The following is a 20,249-nucleotide window of genomic DNA, read 5'->3' on the forward strand; positions in this document are numbered from 1 at the left end:
CGGAATGTCCGTCGGAGGCGTCGCGGAACAGGGTGTGACCGGAATCACAGAGGTCAGGACATGGCCGCATCGCCGGCCGGCAACGGCGAAGAGCAAACTATCGGAGGATGAACAGGTCCTACGGGGCGCCAACGGCCTTGTTCTCCACCAGCGCTTCGATTTCGGCGTCACTCAGGCCGGCTTCGCGCAACACTTCGCGCGAATGTTCACCAAGGCGCGGCGCCATGCGGTGGATGCCGGCCGAGCTTTCGGAGAACCTGGTCGCGGGCCGTGCCTGCCGTATGCGGCCTTCCGTGGGATGATCGATCTCCGCAAACAAGCCGACGGCCTCGAGATGCGGCTGCTCGCCGATCTCGGTCAATTTGGCAAACGCGGTGTGCGGCACGTCGAGCCGCAGCAAGAGTTCCTCCCACTCCGCAGTGGTGCGGGTCGGCCCGATCTCGCTCATGCGGTCGTAGATCTTGTCGATGTTCTGCGAGCGCCGCACGGGGTCGCGCACCCCGAGTTCGTCGCTCAATTCAGGGCGACCAACGGCCTCGAAGAAGGCGCACCAATTGTCGCCGGAATAGGGCAGCATCGTCAGCCAGCCGTCCTTTGTCCTGACCGGACGCCGGTTCTTCATCCGCTTGTAGCCGGTCGGCCCGATCGGCGGATCGAAGGCGTGGCCGCCCAGCATCTCGATGCTGTTGAAGCCGGCGATCGTCTCCAGCATCGGCACCTCGACCATCTGGCCCTTCCCGGTGCGCTCGCGCCGGAACAGAGCCGCAGAGACGGCGCCAACCATCGCCATCGCGCAGATCTTGTCACCGATCAGGCTGGGGACGAATTCCGGCTTCTCGTCCGATCCGATCGACGATGCGAGACCCGAGGCCGCCTGGATGATCTCGTCGAAGGCCGGGCGTGCCGCCCAGGGGCCGTCCTGGCCGAAGCCGGTCGCCGCGGCATAGATCAGCCGCGGGTTGAGCTTTGCGCAGTCGGCGTAACCAAAGCCGAGCCGCGCCATCGCGGCGGGGCGCACATTGGTGACGAGCGCGTCGACCGTCGGGATCAGCCTTGCAAGCGCCGCCTTGCCGTCCGGATGCTTCAAATCGAGCGCGAGACTGCGCTTGTTGCGGTTGACAGCCATGAACTGACCGCTCATGCCGCGGTTCCGGAACACGCCGGTGTAGCGCCAGGTGTCGCCCGACGGCGGCTCGATCTTGATGACATCGGCGCCCCAGTCGCCGAGCATCTGCGCGGCATAGGGACCGAACAACACGCTCGTGAGATCAAGAACGCGAATGCCGCTCAGAGGGCCGGTCGGTGTCGTCATATGTCATCACTGCTGTTGGAGGAAGCAATCACGGGTGGGCGGTGGGAGGCGGGAAAGGCCAACGCCCTGCCCGCCCGCCACGATAGGTCGAGACTACTCGCCCAGCACGTCGCCGAACAGCTCCCAGGATTTTCCGTTGAACCGCCCCATCTGCAACTGGCGGATCGGCGTCACCTGCTCGACCGGGGTGCAACGCCCATGACGACGAGCAGAGCGACGGCTCCGCCGACGAACTTGAATGTTTGGCCGGGCATGCGCGGTATCTCCTTCCCTGGCATAGCGCATCGACGCACGGGCTCGCATGGCCGCGCTCGACGTCCACGATCAGCGGCGCGAGCCCTTCGGTCGGCTCGTCGATCATGATCAAACCAGGATCGCCTATCAGCGACCGGCAGTTCGTCAGAATAGACCGCCAGGGGGAATTCGCACGGATCGCGTCGTGACTGCGCTCGTCAAAGGCTGCGATAGTCCGCGATGCCCGACAAATCAGGCGTGAACCCGAGCCCCGGCTCCTCGCCGAGAACAATCGTACCATCCGTCACATCAGCGACGGCACCGCAGAACAAATCGCGCAGCGGATTGTCATTGGCGTCGACCTCGAGCCAGCCATCGCCGCCGGCGCCGGCGAGCAGATGCGCCGAGGCAAGCAATCCGATGCCGCCACCGAGATAATGCGGACAGAATGTCTTGCCCGACTTCAGAATATCGTGCGCCAGTCGAGCGCAGGCGCTGAGCCCGCCCCACTTCGCGATGTCGGGCTGAACCACGCCAAGCACGTTTTCGGCGAGAGCTTCGTGGAATCCTGCGACGCTGGAGATGTTCTCACCCGCAGCGATCGGCATCTTCGCGCTCGCATGCAGCCTGCGCCATTCCTCGCGCGGGCGGTCGGCACGGATCGGCTCCTCCAGCCAGCGCAGATCGAAAGCGGAGAGCCGCGGCAGCATCTCCAATGCCTGATCCACCGACCAACCCTGATTGGCATCGGCGGCAAGCATGCCGGCGCCGACGATGGCACGCAGTGCTGAGAGGTTGGCAAGATCGGTCTCGGCACCGAATCCGACCTTCAGCTTCAGCGCTCGATGGCCGCGCTCGAGCGCTGCTTCGGCCGTCCGCGCGGCGCCGCCGGGATTGATGCCGCTGGCGTAGACCTTGATCCTGCGCGACTGGCCGCCGAGCAGCCGCCACAGCGGCACCTGCTGCCGCCGGGCAACGAGATCCCACAGCGCGAGATCGATGCCTGAAATCGCTTGCGCGAACGGACCGGGCTCGCCGCATTGAAGGGCGAGCACCTCGGTGCCTTTGGTCAGGACGTCGAAGGCCTGAGCGGGACGGTCGAACCTGCGACCGACGAGGCCGGGTGCGAGCACTTCATTCACGAGCCGGCCGCGATGCTCCGCGCCCGGTGCGGGGAAGTTGGACCAGGCCTCGCCCCATCCCTCGACCCCGTCTTCGTCGATCACCCGGACGAAGACGGCGGGACGGTTGAGCATCTTGCCGAACGACGTCACCACGGGCGTCGCCAGCGGGTAGCGATAGCAGAAGGCCTCGATCGAGCGGATGGTGAAGCTGTCGGTCATCTTGCAGCCTCTACCATCTCAATAGGCGCGCGCGAAGTCACCTTCCTGCTTGATGTCGGCGAAGACGGGAAAGCGCGCCTTCCAGGCCGCACCCTTGGCCGTCGTCAGCCTGTTGAGCCGCTCCAGCACGTTGAGGCCATCCTTGCGCAGGCTCGCCGAGACCGCGGCGCGGTCCGGGAAGTTCTTCAGCACGGCATCGAGCCAGATGGTGCGGCCCGCCAGGAACCCGCTCGCGCCCGCAGCATAGGAGTAGTCGAGCACGCGCTCGAATTTCTCGGGCGCGGCGCCCCCCGACAACAACACCCAGGGGATGCTGCGGTCGCGGCAGATATCGCCGATCGCATCGAATTCCTTCTGTGCGGCTTTTGCTTCGGCGCTGCCGTCACGGGCCGGCAGGCTGTTGGCGGCAAGCGGGCTCTCCAGCTTGAGGAGATCGACGCCGTATTCGGGCTTGGCGAACTCGCGCACGCTGTCGATGACGAGACCGGGCAGCTTGCCGGGCGATTCCACGTAGTCGGCGGTGTGATTGGCGCTGCCGAGGAACGGATAGACCAGCAGCTCCAGGACGTAGGGAATGTCGTGGCGGGCGCAGTCCTCGCCGATCTCGCGCACGAAGGTCTTCTGGTGCTCGTTGACAGCGGCATCGGCGTCCGGACGGTACCACGCCAGCACCTTGACCGCGTCGCCGCCCATCGCGCGGATCTTGTCGACGCTCCAATTGGTGATCGCGCGCGACTTGCGGCCGCCCGCGGTCTCCTCGACGCGATGCTCTTCCAGCGTCATGATCAGGCCGCAGCGCGGCGGCAGCAGGTCGATTGCGGCGGGCACGGCAAAGTTCGGATCGAACAGCATGGAGCTGCAATGCGGTGCGAGGTTCTCGACCAGAAGTCGCTTGGCCGCCGTGACGTCGGAATATTCGACCTGGTCCCGCGTGATGCCTTTTGCCTTGGCGATGGCATCGAACAATGGCGGCCGCTGGTCCAATGCGACCATGCGAAAGTGGCCATCCGCGTCAGCAAGCCGTGCCAGGCCGCGGTTCTTTCCAATCGTTCTCATGGCTTCGTCCTCATGAATACAAGACACTCGTTGATGGTGGGGATTCCGTTGCGGCCGCCGGCGTGGCGGCATTTCATGGCGGCCGTGGCCGCCGAAAACGCCATGGCGGCACGCACGTCGAGACCGGCGCCGATCGCGAGCGCGTAAGCGCCGTGGAAGACGTCGCCCGCGCCCGTGGTATCGACGACGTCGACGGTGTAGGCGGCCTGCCGGTGCAGCCGGCCGTTCTCGTACCAGTTCACGCCGCCCTCGCCGCGCGTCACAGCGATGACACGGCAGCCGAAGCGGGCGAGCGCTGCGAGGGACTCGTCCTTCGCAGAGCCGGCAAAGGCGGTGAGCGCAGGCTCGGAGAAGACCGCATGGTCGGTCAGCGGCAGCAGCCGCTCGAACACGTCGGCATCCGCCACGTCGCCATCGAGTACGGTCGGGATGCCACGCGCTCGCGCTTCCCGGAACAGCGTCGCGGCGCCCTCGACCCAGCGCGGGTCGGCCAGCACGGAGGATGCGCGCGCGACGGCTTCGAGCGGAAGCCAATCCGCGGCTTCGGGATAGAGCCCGCGAAAGTTCACGATCTGCCGCTCACCGCTGCTATCGACGATGATTCCCGAGACGGACGAGCGGCCATCGGCAAACAGCCGAAAGTTTTCGACATCGACGCCTTCAGCGGTGAAGGCCGACTTCATCTCGTGGCCGGCGGCGTCATGCCCTGCCCGCCCCCAGAACGCGACGGATGCGCCGAGCTTCGCCACCGCGACGCTCGCATTGGCGGCCATGCCGCCACCGAGCGTGCCGTAGGCGACGGCCTTGATCTTCTCGCTTCCGCCTGCGAACGGCCGACCGACGCGCCAGACCTGATCGAGCGCGGACAGCCCCAGGCAGATCACGTGCACCGGCCTGGCTCTGGACGCAACTTCCGCCAGCGCCGAGAGGTCAACGATGTTGGCCGACGCGCTCACCGCAAGACCTGCCCATTGGTTGCATCGAACAGATGCGTCTTGCCCGGCTGCGGACGCAGGGTGACGCGATCGCCGACCTTCGGCCGCAGCGCCGGATCGACCCGCGCGATGGCGGAGACACCGGCGAGCTCGAAATGGATCAGCGTGTCCGAACCGAGCGGCTCGACCAGCTTGACGTCGATGGCGAGACCATCGGCGGAATCCGCCGCCACGGCGAAATGTTCGGGGCGAATGCCGAGCACACCGTTGCCGGCCTGACGCAGACGGCCCGCGGCCTCACCATCCAGCGGCACCGCAGCGCCACTCTGCGAGAGAACCGCGGACTGCTGGCGCCACTCGACCGGGAAGAAGTTCATCGCGGGCGAACCGATGAAGCCTGCGACGAACTGATTGGCCGGCCGCTCATAGACCGCCTCAGGCGTGTCGTATTGCTGGATCGTGCCGCTCTGGAGCACGACGATGCGGTCTGCCATGGTCATGGCTTCGATCTGGTCGTGGGTGACGAAGACCATGGTGGTCTTCAGCTCCTGCGAGAGGGCCTTGATCTCGGCGCGCACCTGCCCTCGCAGTTTTGCGTCCAGGTTGGACAGCGGCTCGTCGAACAGGAAAGCCTTGGGGTTACGCACGATCGCGCGGCCCATGGCGACGCGTTGGCGCTGCCCGCCCGAGAGCTCCTTCGGCTTGCGGCCCAGATAAGGCTCGATGTGCAGCAGTTCCGCGGCCCGCTTCACCCGCCCGTCAATCTCGGCCTTCGGCGTGCCCCGCAGTTCCAACGCGAACGACATATTGTGGTAGACGCTCATATGCGGATAGAGCGCGTAATCCTGGAATACCATGGCGATGTCGCGCTGCGCGGCTTGCACGCCGTTGACGCGGACGTCGCCGATGTAGAGATCGCCCGACGAGATCGGCTCGAGGCCCGCGATGATCCGCAGCAAGGTCGACTTGCCGCAGCCGGACGGGCCGACGAACACGACGAACTCGTGGTCCGCGATCTCCAGATTGAGATCGGGAATCACGGTGAAATTGCCGTAGCGTTTGACGAGGTTGCGGATCGAGATCGAGGCCATGATCGCTCAGTCCAGCGCCAGCACAGGCTTGATCAGCTCGCCCTTGGCGAAGCGGGCGAAATTCTCAGGAAGCGCCGAGAGGCCGAACTCGCCGTCGACGAGGACGCGGTATTCGTCCTTGTACTTGCGCAGCAGCTCGACATTCGGCTCGAAATCCGACACCGGGAAGTAGAAGGTCCGGATCATGTAGAAATCCTTGCGGCGGAACACCTTCCCTTCCTCGATGGTCCAGGGTGCGGCGTTCTCGCCGACCAGCACCAGCGCGCCGCGCGGCAGGACGAGCTCGATGCCGAGATTGCGCGCGGCGTGCGCGCCCGAGCATTCCATGATGAGCGCAAAGCGCTTCGAGGTATCGCCGACCGGGTGCGCATTCGCGCCGAACGATTGCGCAATCTTCAGTCGCGCGGCGTTGGGATCGGCGACATGGATATCGTCATAGCCGAGCGCGCGAAGCGCCAGCACGACGCCGAGGCCGACAGGTCCCGCGCCCATCACGAGCACCGGTCCGGCCTCTCGCGGCGGCACCACGCGACTGACGAAGCGCACGGCATGGCCCGATGTGCCGATGGTGTCGAGCAGCAGCGGCGCAAGGCTGTCCTCGATATCATCGGGGACCGGCAACAGGCAGTTTTCCGGCACCGGCACATATTCGGCATAGCCGCCCGGCCTGTTCCAGCCGATCAGGCTGGAGACCTCCAGGCACATCTGGGTGTCGCCGCGCCTGCAGGCGGCGCAGCGGTCGCAGTGCAGGGGGATGTAGACGGCGCAGCGCCGGCCATGCAGACGGTGACCCGGCTGCTCGACGACGCCGAAGATCTCGTGGCCGGCCGTGAACTCGGCGCCCTTGTGCCAGAGCTTGAAGTCCGAGCCGCACAGCGCGGTGCGCGAGACGCGGACCAGCACCTCGCCGGTGCCGACATCGGGCATGGCCACGCGCTCGATCGTGATGCGGTCGTTGCCGTGGAAGACCGCGGCCTGCATGATCGAATTCGGTCGGGGAGATGTCTTCATCGGATACCTAGCCTTTCACCGCGCCGAGCGTCAGTCCGGACACCAGCCAGCGCTGAACCAGAGCCGCCAGCACCAGTGGCGGCAAGGCGATCAGCGTCGCCGCGGCCATGAGGGCGCCCCACTGCGTCGAGCCTTCGCCGATGAAGTTGAAGGCCGCCGCGATCAGCGTCTTGGTGTCGCCATTGGAGAGCACCAGCGCAAACAGGAAGTAGTTCCAGGAGAACACGAAAGCGAGGATCGCCGAGACCGCGACGCCGGACGCCACCAGTGGCAGCGCGATGCGCCAGAGGATGCGCGTGACGCTGCATCCATCGACCTGCGCCGCTTCGAACACGCTGCGCGGGATGCCGTCGAAGGACGGCAGCAGGACCCAGATCACGATCGGCAGCGTGATCACGGCATGGCTGAGGACCAGCGCGGTGTAGGAACCGATCATGCCGACCTGCCGGAACATGACGTACCACGGCAACAGGAACAGCGTGCCGGGCGCCATGCGCGCGGCGAGCGTCAGGATCGCCGGCCACGAGATCCGCGTCCAGGAGACGGCGAAGGCGGCGGGGACTCCAAACAGCAGCCCGAGCGCGGTCGAGCCGACGGTGACGATGAGGCTGTTGAGCGCGTAGCTCAGGAACGGAGTCGTCTTGGTCAGCTCGACGTAATTGTCCAGCGTCGGCGAGAAGACCAGCGTCGGCGGATAGGCCGTGACCTCGAAGGACGGCTTGAACGAAGACAGCACCATCCAGACCGTCGGCGCCATGATCAGCACGCCGGCGAGCACGAGCTGCAGGGTGTTGAGCCAGCGGATCCAGCGGTCGGTGTTGGCGGCATCGTTCATGACGTCACCACGCCACTGCGCCGCGCAGGCGATTGAAGGCGAGCACGGCACCGAACACGATCGCCGTCAGCGTCAGCATCAGAGCGCTGGCATAGCCGATGTTGAAGAATTCGAAGCCGACCCGGAAGCCGTAGATGTTGAGCGTGTTCGAGGCGTTGCCGGGACCGCCCTGTGTAGTGATGTAGATGATGTCGAAGAAGCGCAGGAGATCGACGCTGCGCAGGATAGCCGCGGTGACGATGGTCGGCAGCAGCAGCGGCAGCGTGATGCGCTGGAAGGTCCTGAACGGGGATGCGCCGTCGATCTGCGCGGCCTCGTAGACGCTCGGCGGCAGGGACTGCAATCCGCCCAGCACGATCAAGGCGACGTAAGGCGTCCACTGCCAGCTGTCGATCAGCGCGACGGTCGGAACGACCCATGTCGGCGAGGCCAGCCAATCCGACGGCGGCAGGCCGACCGCCTGGAGGATGTAATTGGCGGCGCCCAGCGACGGATCGAGGATCACGAGCCACATCATGCCGGCCACGACAGGCGGCATCATGAAGGGCGAGATGAACAGCGAGCGCACGATGCCGGGCAGGCGCTTGGCGTGAAACAACACCAGCGCGAGCCAGACGCCGAAGACGAGTTGGAGCGCCAACGACAGCACGAACAGCGCGATCGTGATCCAAAGCCCGTGCCAGAATTCGACGTCGGAGATCAGCTTCGAATAATTGGCGAGGCCGGCAAAGGACTGCCTGCCGGTCGAGGAGAACGTCTGGAAGCCGAGCCAGATCGTGTAGACGACGGGAAACGCGATCATCGCGACCGTGAAGATCACGGCCGGCGCGGAGAGCGCTGCCATCTCCAGCCTCTGCCGGTCCTGCGTGAATGTCGCAGCCGTATCAGACATGCGTCCGCTTCCCTGGGAGTGAGGTGCCGGCAGGCAGCACGCCTGCCGGCGTCAGGCCGTTACTTCTGGGCGATCAGCGCATCGAGCGCCTTGTCGGCATCGGCGCAGGCCTGGTCAACCGACTTCTGCTTCAGGATCAGATCCTGCACCGCTTGACCGATGAACTCGCGCGACTCCGGATTGGCGACGATGGGATAGCCGACCTCGGAGGAGCCCTTCGTGGCGAGCACGTCGAGCGCGGCCTGCCATTCCTTGCGCACCGGCTCTTCATCGATCCACTTGCGATACTCGGGGTCCTTGGCGACCGACGGACGCGGCGGCGCAATGCCCTGCAGAGCCATCTTCTTCTGCACTTCGGGGCTGGTCGCCCATTGCACGAAGTACCAGGCGGCGTCCGGCTGCTTGCTGTGCGAGGACACCGCCATGCCCCAGCCGATCGTGGTCGGCACCTGGCCGGCTTCTCCCGCCGGGAACGGCAACAGGCCCGTGTCCTTCAGACGCGCGCCGCCGTCCATCACCGTGCGCAGCTCGTTGGACGATTCGAACGCCATCGCGGCGCGACCGCTGCGATACAGCGCGGAAATCTGCTGGAAGCTGTAGTTGACGACACCGGGCGGCCCGAAGTCGCGCAGCAGGCGGCTATAGGTGTCGAGTGTTTCCTTGCCCTTGGCCGAGCACAGGTTCGACTTGCCGTTGGCGATGTAGGTGCCGCCGATATTGTGCAGCATGTTGCTGAAGGTGTAGGCGACGGCGGGCTTGAGGCCGCGCGAGACGAACGGCGTCACCGAACTGTCGCAAGCCTTTATCTTCTCAGCCGCAGCCTCGACGTCCTTGATCGTCTTCGGCGCCTCGAGACCGCACTTCTTGAAGATATCGGTGCGGTAATAGAAGATCGGGCCCTCGATGTTCATCGGCATGCTGGTAAGTTTGCCGTTGAAGGTCGCGGCCTTGAGCAGGGCCTGGCTCAGCCCGTTCGGATCGTAGTCCTTGGCGACCTCGCTCTTCGCCATCGCGGTGAGATCGCCGTACCAGCCGGCGGCAGCGAACTGCTCGCCCTCGCGCGAGGGCAGCGTCATGAACACGTCGACTTCGTCGCTGTTCGCGTTCATGACCGTCACCAGACGCTGGCGCATCTGCTGTTCCTGATACCCGTCGACCTTCAGGGTCATGCCGGTCAACTTCTCGAAATCCGCCTTGTAGGTCAGCAGCGCCTGCGAGACCGGATTGTTGTTGGCGAGAAAGGTGACGGTCTTGCCTTTGAATTTCATCCAGTCGAAATCGGCCGCGTGCGCCTGCGCACCGACGGCCATCGCGAGAACGGGCAATGCGACATGCGTCGCGAGCATCCTGGCCTTCATCGAACTCTCCTCCCGGCTGTCCGCCTTAACTTGGCGGACCATTTTGAACGCATTTGAGCTTCACTGAAAACGGTTACAAAATAGACCTCGCATCGGCCGTGTCAAGCGATGGACAAGCCGCATAATCCGCGGATAATTTGCAAAGTTGTCGCACTTGGCGGTTCGCGCCGCATCATGTAACGTTACATTCATGAGATTGACCAACGCCAAATCTGCAAAACAGGGGATTCGCGCAGTAGCGGCCCGGGCCGGCGTCTCGACGGCCTCGGTCTCGCGCGCGCTCAACAATCCCGATGCGGTCAGCCCGTCGCTGCGTGCGAGGATCGAACAGGCCATCGATGCGCTCGGCTACATCCCGCATGCGCCCGCGCGCATTTTGTCGTCGCGCCGTTCCCGCACCTTGGGTGCGATCGTGCCGACGATCGACAACACGATGTTCGCGCGCGGCATCGCCTCGCTGCAGCAGTATCTATCTTCGGTCGGATACATGCTGTTTCTCACCACCAGCGGATACGATCTCGACGTCGAGTTACAGCAGGCGCGCAACCTCATCAGCCGCGGTGTCGACGGCCTCGTGCTGCGCGGCGACTGCCACCACGACGGCCTGCGAAAGCTGCTGGCGGACAATGCGACACCGTTCATCAATGTCGGCATCTACCAGCCTGACCGGCCCTATCCCTGCGTCGGCACCGACAATGAAGCCGCCGCCCATCGCGCCGCCGCGCACGTCATCGAGCTCGGCCATCGTCGCATCGGGATCGTCTCGGCGCTCCAGCGCAACAACGATCGCGCCAGCGCCCGTGTCGCCGGCTTTCGCCGTGCGCTCGCGGAGAACGGGATCGAGCTGCCTGCGCAATGGCACGTCGAAGTGCCCTATACGCTGGACGACGCGCGCGAGGCGGCGCGCTATCTCCTGAACCTGAAGGACCGTCCCACCGCCGTGTTGTGCGGCAACGACGTCATCGCCTACGGCGTGCTGCTCGAGGCCGAGCGCGACGGATTCTCGGTGCCGCGCGATCTGTCGGTGATCGGCTTCGACGACCTCGACTGGAGCCGCCATCTGCGACCGAGTCTGACCACGATCCACGTTCCGACCGGGGAAACCTGGCAGCGCGCCGGCGAATATCTGGTTCGGAGCCTCGCCGGCGAGCAGACCATCATGCATCGAGAGATCGACTTCTCGCTGGTGGTCCGTGAATCGACGGCTCCGCCACCGAAATCCCTCACGTGAGACCCCCAAGATGAGTTCGAACTTCTCACTCGCGCCCGGCTTTCATGCCGTCGTGATCGGCGGCGCCGGCGACATTGGCGCTGCGATCAGCAACCAGCTTTGCGATCTCGGCGCGACGGTCACGGCAACCGGCGCAAACGAAGCCGAGCTCGCGCGCACCCTGCTCGAGCCGCGCGCGGGGCTGACGCTTGCGGCGCTCGACGTAACCGAAGACGCGGCCGTGACGTCCTTCGCGAGCCGGCACAAGCGCGTCGACGCGCTGGTGAATTGCGCCGGCATTCTCGCGCGCGACAAGGAATTCGAGATCGAGACCTTCATGAAGGTGATCGACGTCAATCTGACCGGCACGTTTCGGACCTGCATGGCGTTCCACCCGATGCTGTCGAAGTCCAAGGGGGCGATCGTCAACATCGCCTCGATGAACGCGACGCTGGCGCTGCCGCGCATTCCGGCCTATTGCGCCAGCAAGGGCGGCGTCGTGATGCTGACCAAGGCGCTGGCTTTGAAGTGGGCCGAGGAGGGCATCCGCGTCAACGCGGTGGCGCCCGGCTACATCGAGACCGCGATCAACGCCGCCGGCCGGACCGACCTTGCGCATTATCAGCGCATCGCCGATCGTACCGCGTTCAAGCGATGGGGACAGCCGGAGGACATTGCAGGAGCGGTTGCCTTCCTCTGCATGCCGGCCTCGCAATACGCGACCGGTACCGTCATTGCGGTGGATGGAGGCTTTCTGGCGGGGTAACGGGGCGCTAGACGCCCAGCGCCTTGCGATTGAACGTCCGCAGGAAGCGCAGCGACAGCGTCCGTACGTTCGCGACGTTAAGCAGCCACGCCGCGGTGACGTAAGCGAGACCGCCGGAAGCGCTCACGATCATCAGCGCCACGATACCGGTGCCGCCGACCTGCGAACGCGCGATGAAGATTGCTCCTGCCATCGCCACGGCGGACGCAGCGATACCGGCGAGCCTGATGACGTCGAACGGCAAGGGATGGGCCCGGTGCATCAGCACGACGGCGACGACGAAGCCGATCACCTCGGTGGCGAGCGTCGCCAGCGCCGCGCCGTAGATGCCGTAGCCTGCAACCAGCGAGAACATCAACACCACGCTGAGAACCAGAGTGAGGAACGACTGCGCCGCCAGCATGAACGGTCGCTCGGCGAGCTGGAAGCTGAGCTGGACGTAGAACTGATTGGCGATGCCGAAGAAGCGAGCGAGCACCAGCGTCGGCAGCAGCGCGGACACGCCGGCGCGAAAATCGACGCCGACGAGCGTGCCGACGACCTGGTCAGCGCCGAGCGCAAGCCAGACCGCGACGGGCGCAACGACGACGAGCAGCAGTTCGAGGCTCTCGGTCAGCCGTTCCCGCGTCGTGTCGCCGTTCTTCTCCGACAGCGAGCGGAACACCAGCGGCACGGTGGCCGCGGCGACGCTGGTGGCGATCATGACCATGAACTGGCGCGGCAGATCGGCAGCGACGCCGAAGATGCCGGCGGAATCCTTACCGAGCAGATAGGCAACGATGAGCCGGTCGCTGGCCGAGTAGACCGCAACCGAGAGCCCTGCCAGCGTCAACGGCAGGCCATAGCGCGCGAGCTGCATGAATTGGCTGCGCGAAAAGCTTGCTATCCTGGCGCGATCGCTGACGAGATTGAGGATGATCCCGGCGAGCGAGCCGAGGCCGAATGCCCCGAGCAGGCCCATGCCGCCCCAACCAAGCCAGATCCCGAGCAGGCCGAAGCCGACGCTCGACACGCTGCGCACGATCGCAATCGCCGCGAACCGAAACGGCCGAAATTTGGCGCGTTCGAACTCCTGGCCGACGTCGAACCCGTTCGACATGATCGCGACGAACATGCTGGCGAGCACCAGCTCGACGCCGACGTCGCCGCGAAACAGGAATACAAGTGGCGTCGCCGCGCACATTGCGAGGACGGTCAGCGCAAACGCGACCATCGCCGTGCCGCGAAAATCCGCCTCCGCGGACATCGCCTGATAGCGCGACACCGACAGCTTGATCCAGGCGAAGAAGATCGCGCCCAGAATGCCCGCAATGCTCATGCCGACGACATAGACGCCGTACTCCGCCGGCGTTAGCAGCCGCGTATAGGCGGTGACGGCGAAGAAGCCGACCGCTGCGGACAGGATGTAGCTGACGAGGTAAATGGAGAAATGGCGGTTCAGCATGCGTGCACGGGACTGGCGGCCCTTGGCGATTGGACTGCGTCGCAGCATCTCCCAAGAGTGTCACATAAGTCTGCAAATCGGACCGCGAATGGGGCGGGGCGGCAGGTTTCGCGCGTTAGCGTTAAATTTGCCCTGTCCTTGAACGGGCCCTCGCGATCACCGAAAAGAAACCATGATTCCAAGGCGTCGCCCGGCGTTTGGTTAATGCGTGGACGTGACTAAGATGGACGTTGTCGAACGTTTGCGAGCAAATCCAGCCTCCCTGCCCCATGGCGGGACGGATGCGTCCCTGGTCCCGGCCTCCCCTGCGGACGGAGGCGAGCGGATGACGCTCAATTTGTTCTTCGAGGAGCGGGCTGACCGCTGGTTTCCGGGCGACCGCCACGTCCGGCCGCTGCTGCGGCGCATGCTGATCGGAAAATCCTGGATCAGCGGGCAGCGTCGCGTGTTCCTCAATCTCTGCGCCGGGCTCGACCGGGTCGGGATTCCCTATCGCGTCAACGATTACAGCTACATCCGCAAGCATCCTGAGGAACTCGCCTGCATCCTCGGGCGCCCGTTCGTGCTCGACTGGTTCGCATGGAAGAACCCGCTCCTGCTCGGCGTCGTCATGTACAACCATCCGATCGACGTGCCCGAGCGTCACCAGGACCGGCACGAGAGGACGATCCTGGTGCCCTGCAACTGGTATGCGGAGATGTGCCGGCCATACTGGCCTGACGTCGAGGTGTGGCCGGTCGGCATCGAAACCGACTTGTGGACGCCAACGCCGGCCGCGCAGAAGAGCGTCGACGTGCTGCTTTACGACAAGGTGCGCTGGGAACACGAGCGCTACGAGAGCGAACTGATCGGCCCGGTCCGGCGGCATCTCGAAGCGACCGGCCGCTCGGTCGAAGTGATCCGCTACGGCCATTACAAGGAAGACGACTACAAGGCGGCGCTGGCGCGCTGCCGCAGCATGGTCTTCCTCTGCGAGCACGAGAGCCAGGGCATCGCCTGCCAGCAGGCGCTGTCCAGCGGCGTGCCAGTGTTCGCGTGGGATCGCGGTGGCCCGTGGCAGGATCCGGATTATTTCCCGGATCGCGTGAGATACGAAGGCGGCGTGTCTTCCGTGCCCTATTTCGACGCACGCTGTGGCCGCACGTTCATCGACGCGGCCGGCTTCGTCGCAGGCTGGAGCGACTTCTGGTCGCATGTGAGCGCGGGCGACTTCGCACCTCGCGATTATGTGATGGACAATCTCACTCTCGAAAAGGGTGCGCTTCACTATTACGGCATCGCTGAAGCGGTGATGCAGCGCCAGACGCGCTGAGACGGCCGTCCGTAAAAGTTAACCCAACAAAGGGAAACCACGGCATCGCAAGGCGCCGCTTGGTACGATGGTGCGTTGGTTCCGGAAGGACTGCGGCCATCTGATGAAGCTCGACAGACGCGAATTTCTCCTCGGCGGCGCCGCCGCGCTCGCGGCGGGCGCATCGGCGTCGGCACTGCCGGTGTCGAAACTCGTGCAGCGCCGTCCGGGCTACGGCGCGGCCGCCACGCTATGGGACCTGCAAGCCGATCCGCGTCTCGGCGAAGCCATCAGCACCTATTGTACGCAGGTGGTGCCGGTGCTGGAGCTGAAATGGCCGGTGCTGCGGCCGGACGCGCACACCTTCGCGTTCGAGCGCGCGGACGCGATTCTGGATTTCGCGCAGAAGAACGACCTGACCATGCGCGGCCATACGCTCGCCTGGTATCATGACATTCCCGACTGGACCAAGCAGATCGAGGATTCGAAGGGCGTCGAGCGCGCCTTCGTCGATCACATCAACACTGTCGTATCCTACTACAAGGACAAGCTGACCTCTTGGGACGTCGTCAACGAACCCATCCCCGACAATCCCAAGAGCGTCACCGACCGGCGCGACACGTTCTGGACGCAGCACCTGGGTAGTCGCTGGATTCCGTTGGCATTCCGCACGGCCGCGGCGGCCGATCCCTACGTCAAGCTCGCCATCAACGAATACGACATCGAGTCGGCGAAGGACTCGTTCATCGCCAAGCGCGCGGCTTACCGCAACCTCATCATGGAGCTGCTGGACCAAGGCGTGCCGCTGCACGCGGTCGGGCTGCAATCGCATCTGCACGCCGAGCTCGAGATCGACACCCACGGGCTCGCCGAGTTCGTCACCGAAGTGCGCTCGTGGGGCCTCGAGGTCTTCGTCACCGAGCTCGACGTCGACGACCAGAAGCTGACGGGGAGTCCGTCGGAGCGCGATGCCATCGTTGCCAAACGCGTCGACGATCTCCTGACGGCGATCTCGACCAGCGGGCCGGTACGCTCGATCCTGACCTGGGGCATTTCCGATCGCTACAGCTGGATCAACGGCTTCGTCAAGCGCCCCGACAAGCAGCCGAACCGTCCGCTGCCGCTCGACGGCGATTTCAAGCCGAAGCGGTTCATGGACGTGATCAGCAAGTTTACAAAGGACGTGTAAGGCCCGGCGCGGCCGCAAATTCTAGCCGTCCGACGGCAATCCTTGCGCAATACCGCGAAAGCGCAGCGGCGCAAGCGACGATGCCCGCAGCCACCAGTCGGCGACACGATCGTCGAGCGCCGCCACCCCGCGGCCCTGGCCGGGGAAGATCCGGATCTGCTGCACTGCCTCGGCCTCGAAGCCCTTGCCCTTGCGCGCGATCTTGATGACGGCGCCTTCGCGATCGCGCTGCGTCAGCGGTACCAGCAGGCGACCACGCGGGCGGAGCGAGGTAAGCCAAAGCGGATGCGGATGCGAAAAGCCGGCATGCACGATGATCACATCGGCCGGCTCGCTGATATCGCGGCAGCCGTCGCCGCTGACGACATCGACATTTGGATAGGCGCGAAGATAGGCCGCGGCGCGCGATGCGAGCCGCGCGTCGCATTCGATCGCCTGCACCCTGCCCTGCGGCCCGACGATCTCTGACAGGATCGCCGAGAAATAGCCGAGCCCGCAACCGATCTGGACCACGCGGTGCTTCTCTCCGACGCCGAGCACGTCGATGAAATGCGCCCACAGGCTCGGCAGCCCGGTGTCGAGCTTGCGGCGTGCGTCGATGGCGACCAGCACATTGTCGTAGAGATGGATGGGGTCGGCGTCGGGTGTCCGGCGGTAGCCGCGCGCCGCCTCGGTCTTGATACGCCAGGGCCCCTTCGCCAGAAATTTTTCGCGCGGCACCGTCGCGAGCGCGTCGAGCAGGCGTGGCGAGGTAATCCGCTCCCGCTTTGCAATCAGCGCGACGTAGCGGGCGCGCGCCGCCGAGAGATCGCTCATTTCACCGGGTCGGCCTGCGGACGCGCCGGCGTGTCGCCGCCGAGCTCGTGCACGAGCTGCATCGCCAGCTTCAGGTCCGGCGTCAGGAAGCCCTCGTTGAACTTGCCGACGATCGGCAGCAGCAGAAGGCTCGCATGTTCGCGCTTGCCGGCCTCGTGCGACAGCCGCGCCAGGCTGACGGCCGTCCTGAGCTCCCAGGACAACGCGCCTTGCTTGCGCGCCGTCTCGAGCGACAAGCCGAACAGATCTTCGGCTTCCTGCACCGAGACCGGATTGCCGCCCGACAAGGTGATCTCGCCTTGGAGGCGATAGACCTCGGCAAGATAGGAGTGATCGCCGGTCCGCCTTGCGGTCGCAAGCGCACCGTCCAGCGCGCGCAAGGCGGCGTCGCGCATGCCGACCTTGGCATAGGCCTCGGCGAGCAGGCAGCGAAACCAGCAGCCGGCAAGCCAGGAGTCCATGGCCTCATATTCGTCGAGGCCAAAGCGCATCTGGCTGATGCCCTCTTCGGCCTCGCCGAGCTGGGCCAGCGCCCAGCCGCGCAGGATCGCAGCCTGCTGCTTCCAATGCAGGAAATTGTGCTCGGTGGCGATGATCATGGCGCGGTTGGCATAGTCCCGCGTACCCTCGATGTCGCGCAGATGCTGGCAGAGATAGGCGCCGAACACCAAGGCAAACGCGAGCGAGAACGGATGACGGATCTTCTCCGCAAGCTGGATCGCCTGCTCGCTGTGCTGTCGCGCCGCGTCGGGCTGGCCGAGGAACCAGAGGAGATAGCCGAGATAGGACAGCGAGACGACGCCGGGATCGGTGCCGTGGCGCTCCATCAGGTCGGAATGCAGATCCGGGCTGTAGAGATCGATGCAGCGATGCAGATGATGCTGCGCGGCGGCGAAGCGCCCGCGATAAAGCATGGTCATCGCGATCGAGCGGTGCGCCTCGATCAGATAGCCGGTCTGCTGCGCCGTGTCCTCGTTCAACCTCTCGCGCTTGGCGAATTTCAGCAGCTCGACGCTGAGATCGTGCGCTCGGGTGAGGTCTGCGCGAATGAAATGACAGACCCAGAGCCCACGGGTAGCGGCAAAGGCCTTTTCGTCGTCGTTGAGCTGCTGGCCGAGCTCGAGCGCACGAATGTAATTTTCCTCGACCTCCTGCACGGCATAGCCCTTGGCGGCGATCAGCGCGTTGCCGAGCGCGATCCGCAGCTCGAGCTCCATCTCGTCGGCGCCCTGCATGCGCGCATTGGCCTGCACCACGCTCAAGCCCCGGCGGAGATGACCGATCGCCTCGAGATTGGCGCCGCTCTTGGCCGCCTGCTTGCCCGCCTTGAGCCAGAAGCTCGCCGCGCCCTCGCTCTGGCCGGACTCGGTGAGATGATGGGCCAGCAGCTCCGGCTCACGCTCGGTCTTCTCCGGATACATCTCGGCGAGCACCTGCGCGATGCTCGCATGCAGCTTGCGCCGCTCGCTATGCAACAGGCTGTCATGCGCCGCGTTCTGGATCATCACGTGCTTGAAGGAGTAGAGCGCGTCGGGCGGATGACCGCGGCGCATGATCAGGCCCGCTTCTTCCAGATGCGTCAGGGCCGCCTCGATCTGCTCCGCCGGCGTGTTGGCAACCGCGTGCAGGGTCTCGTAGGAGAACTCGCGGCCGATCGTGGCGCCGATCTGCGCGATCCGCTTGAACGGACCCATCCGGTCGAGACGCGCCATCAGCGAGTCCGTCAGGGTCGCGGGGATCGCGAGCTGCCGCCATGGGCCCGAGAGCACGAAGCGCCCGTGGCGCTCCGTCAGGAGGTTGGATTCGAGGACCGTCTTGGTCAGCTCCTCCAGGAACAGCGGTACGCCGTCGGTCTTGACGATGATCTCCTCGACGACCTCCTTGGGAAGCTCTCTGCCCGCAACGCGCTCGACCAGCGTCGTGCGCAGCGGCCGGCTCAACCGGTTCAGTACGAGGGTGGTGATATGCGAATGCGCATTCCAGCTCGGCTGGAATTCGGAGCGCGCGGTGATGATGGCCAGGATCGGCCGGTTCTGCACCCGGTCGACCAGCAGGTCGACCACCTCGCGGGAGGTCGGATCGATCCAGTGCAGGTCCTCGAAGGCCATCACCAGCGGCATCTCGCGCGCGAGGCCGAGGAAGTGGTTCACGAGCGCCGCGACAGTCGCGTCCTTCTGCTGCTGCGGCGACAGGTCGAGCGGCGGATAGCGCTCTCCGGTCGGGATCGCCAGCAGAGCGGCAAACAGCGGCGCCACCTGCTCGATGTCGCCGTGTGCTGCGGCAATCGCCGTTTCCAGACTCGCCAGGGACAGCGCGGACGCATCCTCGCGATCGAGTCCGAGCGAGAATTTAAGCTGCTCGACGAAGGGATAGAACGCAGTGGAGGTGTAATAGGGCGAGCACTGGAACGAGACCTGTCCGTGCCGGTCACCTGAGATCCGCTCAAATATCTCCTGGATGATGCGCGACTTGCCGATGCCGGGCTCGCCGAACTTGACGACGACCTGACCGTCGCCCTCCTTGACCTGCTGCCAGCGCGCCATCAGCAGCGCGATTTCCTCCTCGCGGTTGACGAGCGGGGTCAACCGCGTGCCCATGGCGGCGGCAAAGCGGGTTTCCACGCGCGTGGCGCGCACGACGTGCCAGGCCTGGGTCTTCTCCGATATCCCCTTCAGCGCATGGGCGCCGAGATTGCGGTAATCGAACTTGCCCTTGAGCAGCGATTGCGTCGAGGCGGAGATCACGACGCCGTTGGGCGGCGCCAGCGCCTGCAAACGCGCGGCAAGATTGACGGTCTCGCCGACTGCGGAGTCGCGCTCTTCGGTGCCCTGCCCGACGAGATCGCCGACCACGACGAGGCCGGTCGCAATGCCGATGCGAACGGCGGGCGCATGGCTGAGCGCGCCGCGCGGCTCGATCGCGCGCGCCGTCGACAGCACCCGCACGATCTCGAGCCCGGCGCGCACCGAGCGCTCGGCATCGTCCTCATGTGCGGTCGGGTAGCCGAAATAGACCAGAATGCCGTCGCCGACGAAGCGGGCGGCATAGCCTTCATAATGCTTGACCACGCGCACGCAGGTCTCGCGAAAGCTCGCAATCATGTCGCGCACGTCTTCGGGGTCGAACTGGGCGGAGAGCGCGGTGGAATCCACCATGTCGCAGAACATGGTGGTGAGCTGCCGCCGCTCGGCGCCGACCTCGCTGCGAACAGGCGGGCGCGCCGGTGCAACCGGTGCCTCCGCCGTCTCGGCGTGGAACAACGCGGCCGTCGCCCGCTGCAGCCGCTTGCGATCGCCGAGTGGCAATCCGAGTTCGGCAAGGTCGGCCTCCGTCAGGTCGCCCATGACGTCGAGATCGAGGCGGTGCTGCGCGAACAGATCGGTGTAGTGACCAAGACCGATGCCTTCGAGCCAGCGCTTCAACCCGACTTCCGTCTCCGGCTCTTTCTCCAGCATGGTGATTCCAC

17 protein-coding genes and 1 pseudogene are annotated in these 20,249 nt (G+C 65.3%); 4 read left to right on the plus strand and 14 right to left on the minus strand.

Translation table 11 applies throughout. The features are described 5' to 3' along the window. Window positions 1-118: 118 nt before the first annotated feature. The 11 genes and pseudogenes from QY049_RS25020 to QY049_RS25070 form a co-directional block, all read right to left on the minus strand. Window positions 119-1,312, minus strand: coding sequence for a CaiB/BaiF CoA-transferase family protein (locus QY049_RS25020; RefSeq protein ID WP_301270079.1), 1,194 nt, complete (start codon window positions 1,310-1,312; stop codon window positions 119-121). Window positions 1,313-1,405: 93 nt separating this feature from the next. Continuing rightward, window positions 1,406-1,597, minus strand: a complete 192-nt coding sequence (locus QY049_RS25025) for a hypothetical protein (RefSeq protein WP_301270085.1) — start codon at window positions 1,595-1,597, stop codon at window positions 1,406-1,408. Between the two features lie 34 nt (window positions 1,598-1,631). After that, a pseudogene (locus tag QY049_RS25030) lies at window positions 1,632-1,724 on the minus strand (ABC transporter ATP-binding protein); the annotation flags it as partial. Window positions 1,725-1,764: 40 nt separating this feature from the next. Next, window positions 1,765-2,889 (minus strand): mandelate racemase/muconate lactonizing enzyme family protein, encoded by a 1,125-nt coding sequence (locus QY049_RS25035; protein ID WP_258765407.1) that lies wholly within the window; start codon window positions 2,887-2,889, stop codon window positions 1,765-1,767. A gap of 18 nt (window positions 2,890-2,907) precedes the next feature. Then, the gene (locus QY049_RS25040) at window positions 2,908-3,945 is read right to left on the minus strand and encodes a tagatose 1,6-diphosphate aldolase (protein WP_258765406.1); all 1,038 of its coding nucleotides are present in this window, start codon (window positions 3,943-3,945) and stop codon (window positions 2,908-2,910) included. Beyond that, window positions 3,942-4,901, minus strand: a complete 960-nt coding sequence (locus QY049_RS25045; protein ID WP_258765405.1) for a sugar kinase — start codon at window positions 4,899-4,901, stop codon at window positions 3,942-3,944. Before QY049_RS25045 ends, QY049_RS25040 begins: the two co-directional genes overlap by 4 nt. Beyond that, window positions 4,898-5,971: an ABC transporter ATP-binding protein gene (locus QY049_RS25050; protein WP_258765404.1), complete on the minus strand. Its 1,074-nt coding sequence runs from the start codon at window positions 5,969-5,971 to the stop codon at window positions 4,898-4,900. The genes QY049_RS25045 and QY049_RS25050 overlap by 4 nt, the downstream gene beginning before the upstream one ends. A 6-nt stretch (window positions 5,972-5,977) precedes the next feature. Continuing rightward, a complete protein-coding gene (locus QY049_RS25055; RefSeq protein ID WP_258765403.1) occupies window positions 5,978-6,982 on the minus strand; it encodes a zinc-binding dehydrogenase in 1,005 nt (334 codons plus the stop codon). Between the two features lie 7 nt (window positions 6,983-6,989). Beyond that, complete coding sequence (locus tag QY049_RS25060) at window positions 6,990-7,817, minus strand: carbohydrate ABC transporter permease (protein WP_194477557.1); 828 nt, start codon at window positions 7,815-7,817, stop codon at window positions 6,990-6,992. Window positions 7,818-7,821: 4 nt separating this feature from the next. Beyond that, the gene (locus tag QY049_RS25065; RefSeq protein WP_194477558.1) at window positions 7,822-8,709 is read right to left on the minus strand and encodes a carbohydrate ABC transporter permease; all 888 of its coding nucleotides are present in this window, start codon (window positions 8,707-8,709) and stop codon (window positions 7,822-7,824) included. A gap of 59 nt (window positions 8,710-8,768) precedes the next feature. After that, window positions 8,769-10,067, minus strand: a complete 1,299-nt coding sequence (locus QY049_RS25070; RefSeq protein ID WP_258765402.1) for an ABC transporter substrate-binding protein — start codon at window positions 10,065-10,067, stop codon at window positions 8,769-8,771. Window positions 10,068-10,257: 190 nt separating this feature from the next. Between QY049_RS25070 and QY049_RS25075 the strand changes: the two genes are divergently transcribed. After that, a complete protein-coding gene (locus QY049_RS25075) occupies window positions 10,258-11,298 on the plus strand; it encodes a LacI family DNA-binding transcriptional regulator (protein WP_258765401.1) in 1,041 nt (346 codons plus the stop codon). A gap of 10 nt (window positions 11,299-11,308) precedes the next feature. Further along, complete coding sequence (locus tag QY049_RS25080; RefSeq protein ID WP_258765400.1) at window positions 11,309-12,043, plus strand: SDR family NAD(P)-dependent oxidoreductase; 735 nt, start codon at window positions 11,309-11,311, stop codon at window positions 12,041-12,043. A gap of 7 nt (window positions 12,044-12,050) precedes the next feature. Here QY049_RS25080 and QY049_RS25085 read toward each other — a convergent pair whose 3' ends face one another. Next, complete coding sequence (locus QY049_RS25085) at window positions 12,051-13,487, minus strand: oligosaccharide flippase family protein (protein ID WP_309493981.1); 1,437 nt, start codon at window positions 13,485-13,487, stop codon at window positions 12,051-12,053. Window positions 13,488-13,710: 223 nt separating this feature from the next. Between QY049_RS25085 and QY049_RS25090 the strand changes: the two genes are divergently transcribed. Next, the gene (locus tag QY049_RS25090; protein WP_258765398.1) at window positions 13,711-14,799 is read left to right on the plus strand and encodes a glycosyltransferase family 1 protein; all 1,089 of its coding nucleotides are present in this window, start codon (window positions 13,711-13,713) and stop codon (window positions 14,797-14,799) included. 100 nt (window positions 14,800-14,899) lie between these two features. Further along, window positions 14,900-15,967 carry an endo-1,4-beta-xylanase gene (locus QY049_RS25095; RefSeq protein WP_194482843.1) on the plus strand — a complete coding sequence of 356 codons (1,068 nt, stop codon included), beginning with the start codon at window positions 14,900-14,902 and terminating at the stop codon, window positions 15,965-15,967. Between the two features lie 21 nt (window positions 15,968-15,988). Here QY049_RS25095 and QY049_RS25100 read toward each other — a convergent pair whose 3' ends face one another. Next, entirely contained in the window at window positions 15,989-16,783 is a 795-nt protein-coding gene (locus QY049_RS25100; protein WP_258765397.1) for a protein-L-isoaspartate O-methyltransferase, read from the minus strand. Next, complete coding sequence (locus QY049_RS25105; RefSeq protein WP_194477564.1) at window positions 16,780-20,238, minus strand: AAA family ATPase; 3,459 nt, start codon at window positions 20,236-20,238, stop codon at window positions 16,780-16,782. Before QY049_RS25105 ends, QY049_RS25100 begins: the two co-directional genes overlap by 4 nt. Window positions 20,239-20,249: the final 11 nt, after the last annotated feature.

Source organism: Bradyrhizobium sp. WYCCWR 13022 (assembly GCF_030435535.1).
Classification (GTDB): Bacteria; Pseudomonadota; Alphaproteobacteria; order Rhizobiales; family Xanthobacteraceae; genus Bradyrhizobium.

What these genes read in the sequence shown, in the direction of transcription:
- QY049_RS25020 (WP_301270079.1), bottom strand. Translation starts at nt 1,312, where the DNA reads ATGACGACACCGACCGGCCCTCTGAGCGGCATTCGCGTTCTTGATCTC.
- QY049_RS25025 (WP_301270085.1), bottom strand. Translation starts at nt 1,597, where the DNA reads ATGCGCTATGCCAGGGAAGGAGATACCGCGCATGCCCGGCCAAACATT.
- QY049_RS25035 (WP_258765407.1), bottom strand. Translation starts at nt 2,889, where the DNA reads ATGACCGACAGCTTCACCATCCGCTCGATCGAGGCCTTCTGCTATCGC.
- QY049_RS25040 (WP_258765406.1), bottom strand. Translation starts at nt 3,945, where the DNA reads ATGAGAACGATTGGAAAGAACCGCGGCCTGGCACGGCTTGCTGACGCG.
- QY049_RS25050 (WP_258765404.1), bottom strand. Translation starts at nt 5,971, where the DNA reads ATGGCCTCGATCTCGATCCGCAACCTCGTCAAACGCTACGGCAATTTC.
- QY049_RS25055 (WP_258765403.1), bottom strand. Translation starts at nt 6,982, where the DNA reads ATGAAGACATCTCCCCGACCGAATTCGATCATGCAGGCCGCGGTCTTC.
- QY049_RS25060 (WP_194477557.1), bottom strand. Translation starts at nt 7,817, where the DNA reads ATGAACGATGCCGCCAACACCGACCGCTGGATCCGCTGGCTCAACACC.
- QY049_RS25065 (WP_194477558.1), bottom strand. Translation starts at nt 8,709, where the DNA reads ATGTCTGATACGGCTGCGACATTCACGCAGGACCGGCAGAGGCTGGAG.
- QY049_RS25070 (WP_258765402.1), bottom strand. Translation starts at nt 10,067, where the DNA reads ATGAAGGCCAGGATGCTCGCGACGCATGTCGCATTGCCCGTTCTCGCG.
- QY049_RS25075 (WP_258765401.1), top strand. Translation starts at nt 10,258, where the DNA reads ATGAGATTGACCAACGCCAAATCTGCAAAACAGGGGATTCGCGCAGTA.
- QY049_RS25080 (WP_258765400.1), top strand. Translation starts at nt 11,309, where the DNA reads ATGAGTTCGAACTTCTCACTCGCGCCCGGCTTTCATGCCGTCGTGATC.
- QY049_RS25085 (WP_309493981.1), bottom strand. Translation starts at nt 13,487, where the DNA reads ATGCTGAACCGCCATTTCTCCATTTACCTCGTCAGCTACATCCTGTCC.
- QY049_RS25090 (WP_258765398.1), top strand. Translation starts at nt 13,711, where the DNA reads ATGGACGTTGTCGAACGTTTGCGAGCAAATCCAGCCTCCCTGCCCCAT.
- QY049_RS25100 (WP_258765397.1), bottom strand. Translation starts at nt 16,783, where the DNA reads ATGAGCGATCTCTCGGCGGCGCGCGCCCGCTACGTCGCGCTGATTGCA.
- QY049_RS25105 (WP_194477564.1), bottom strand. Translation starts at nt 20,238, where the DNA reads ATGCTGGAGAAAGAGCCGGAGACGGAAGTCGGGTTGAAGCGCTGGCTC.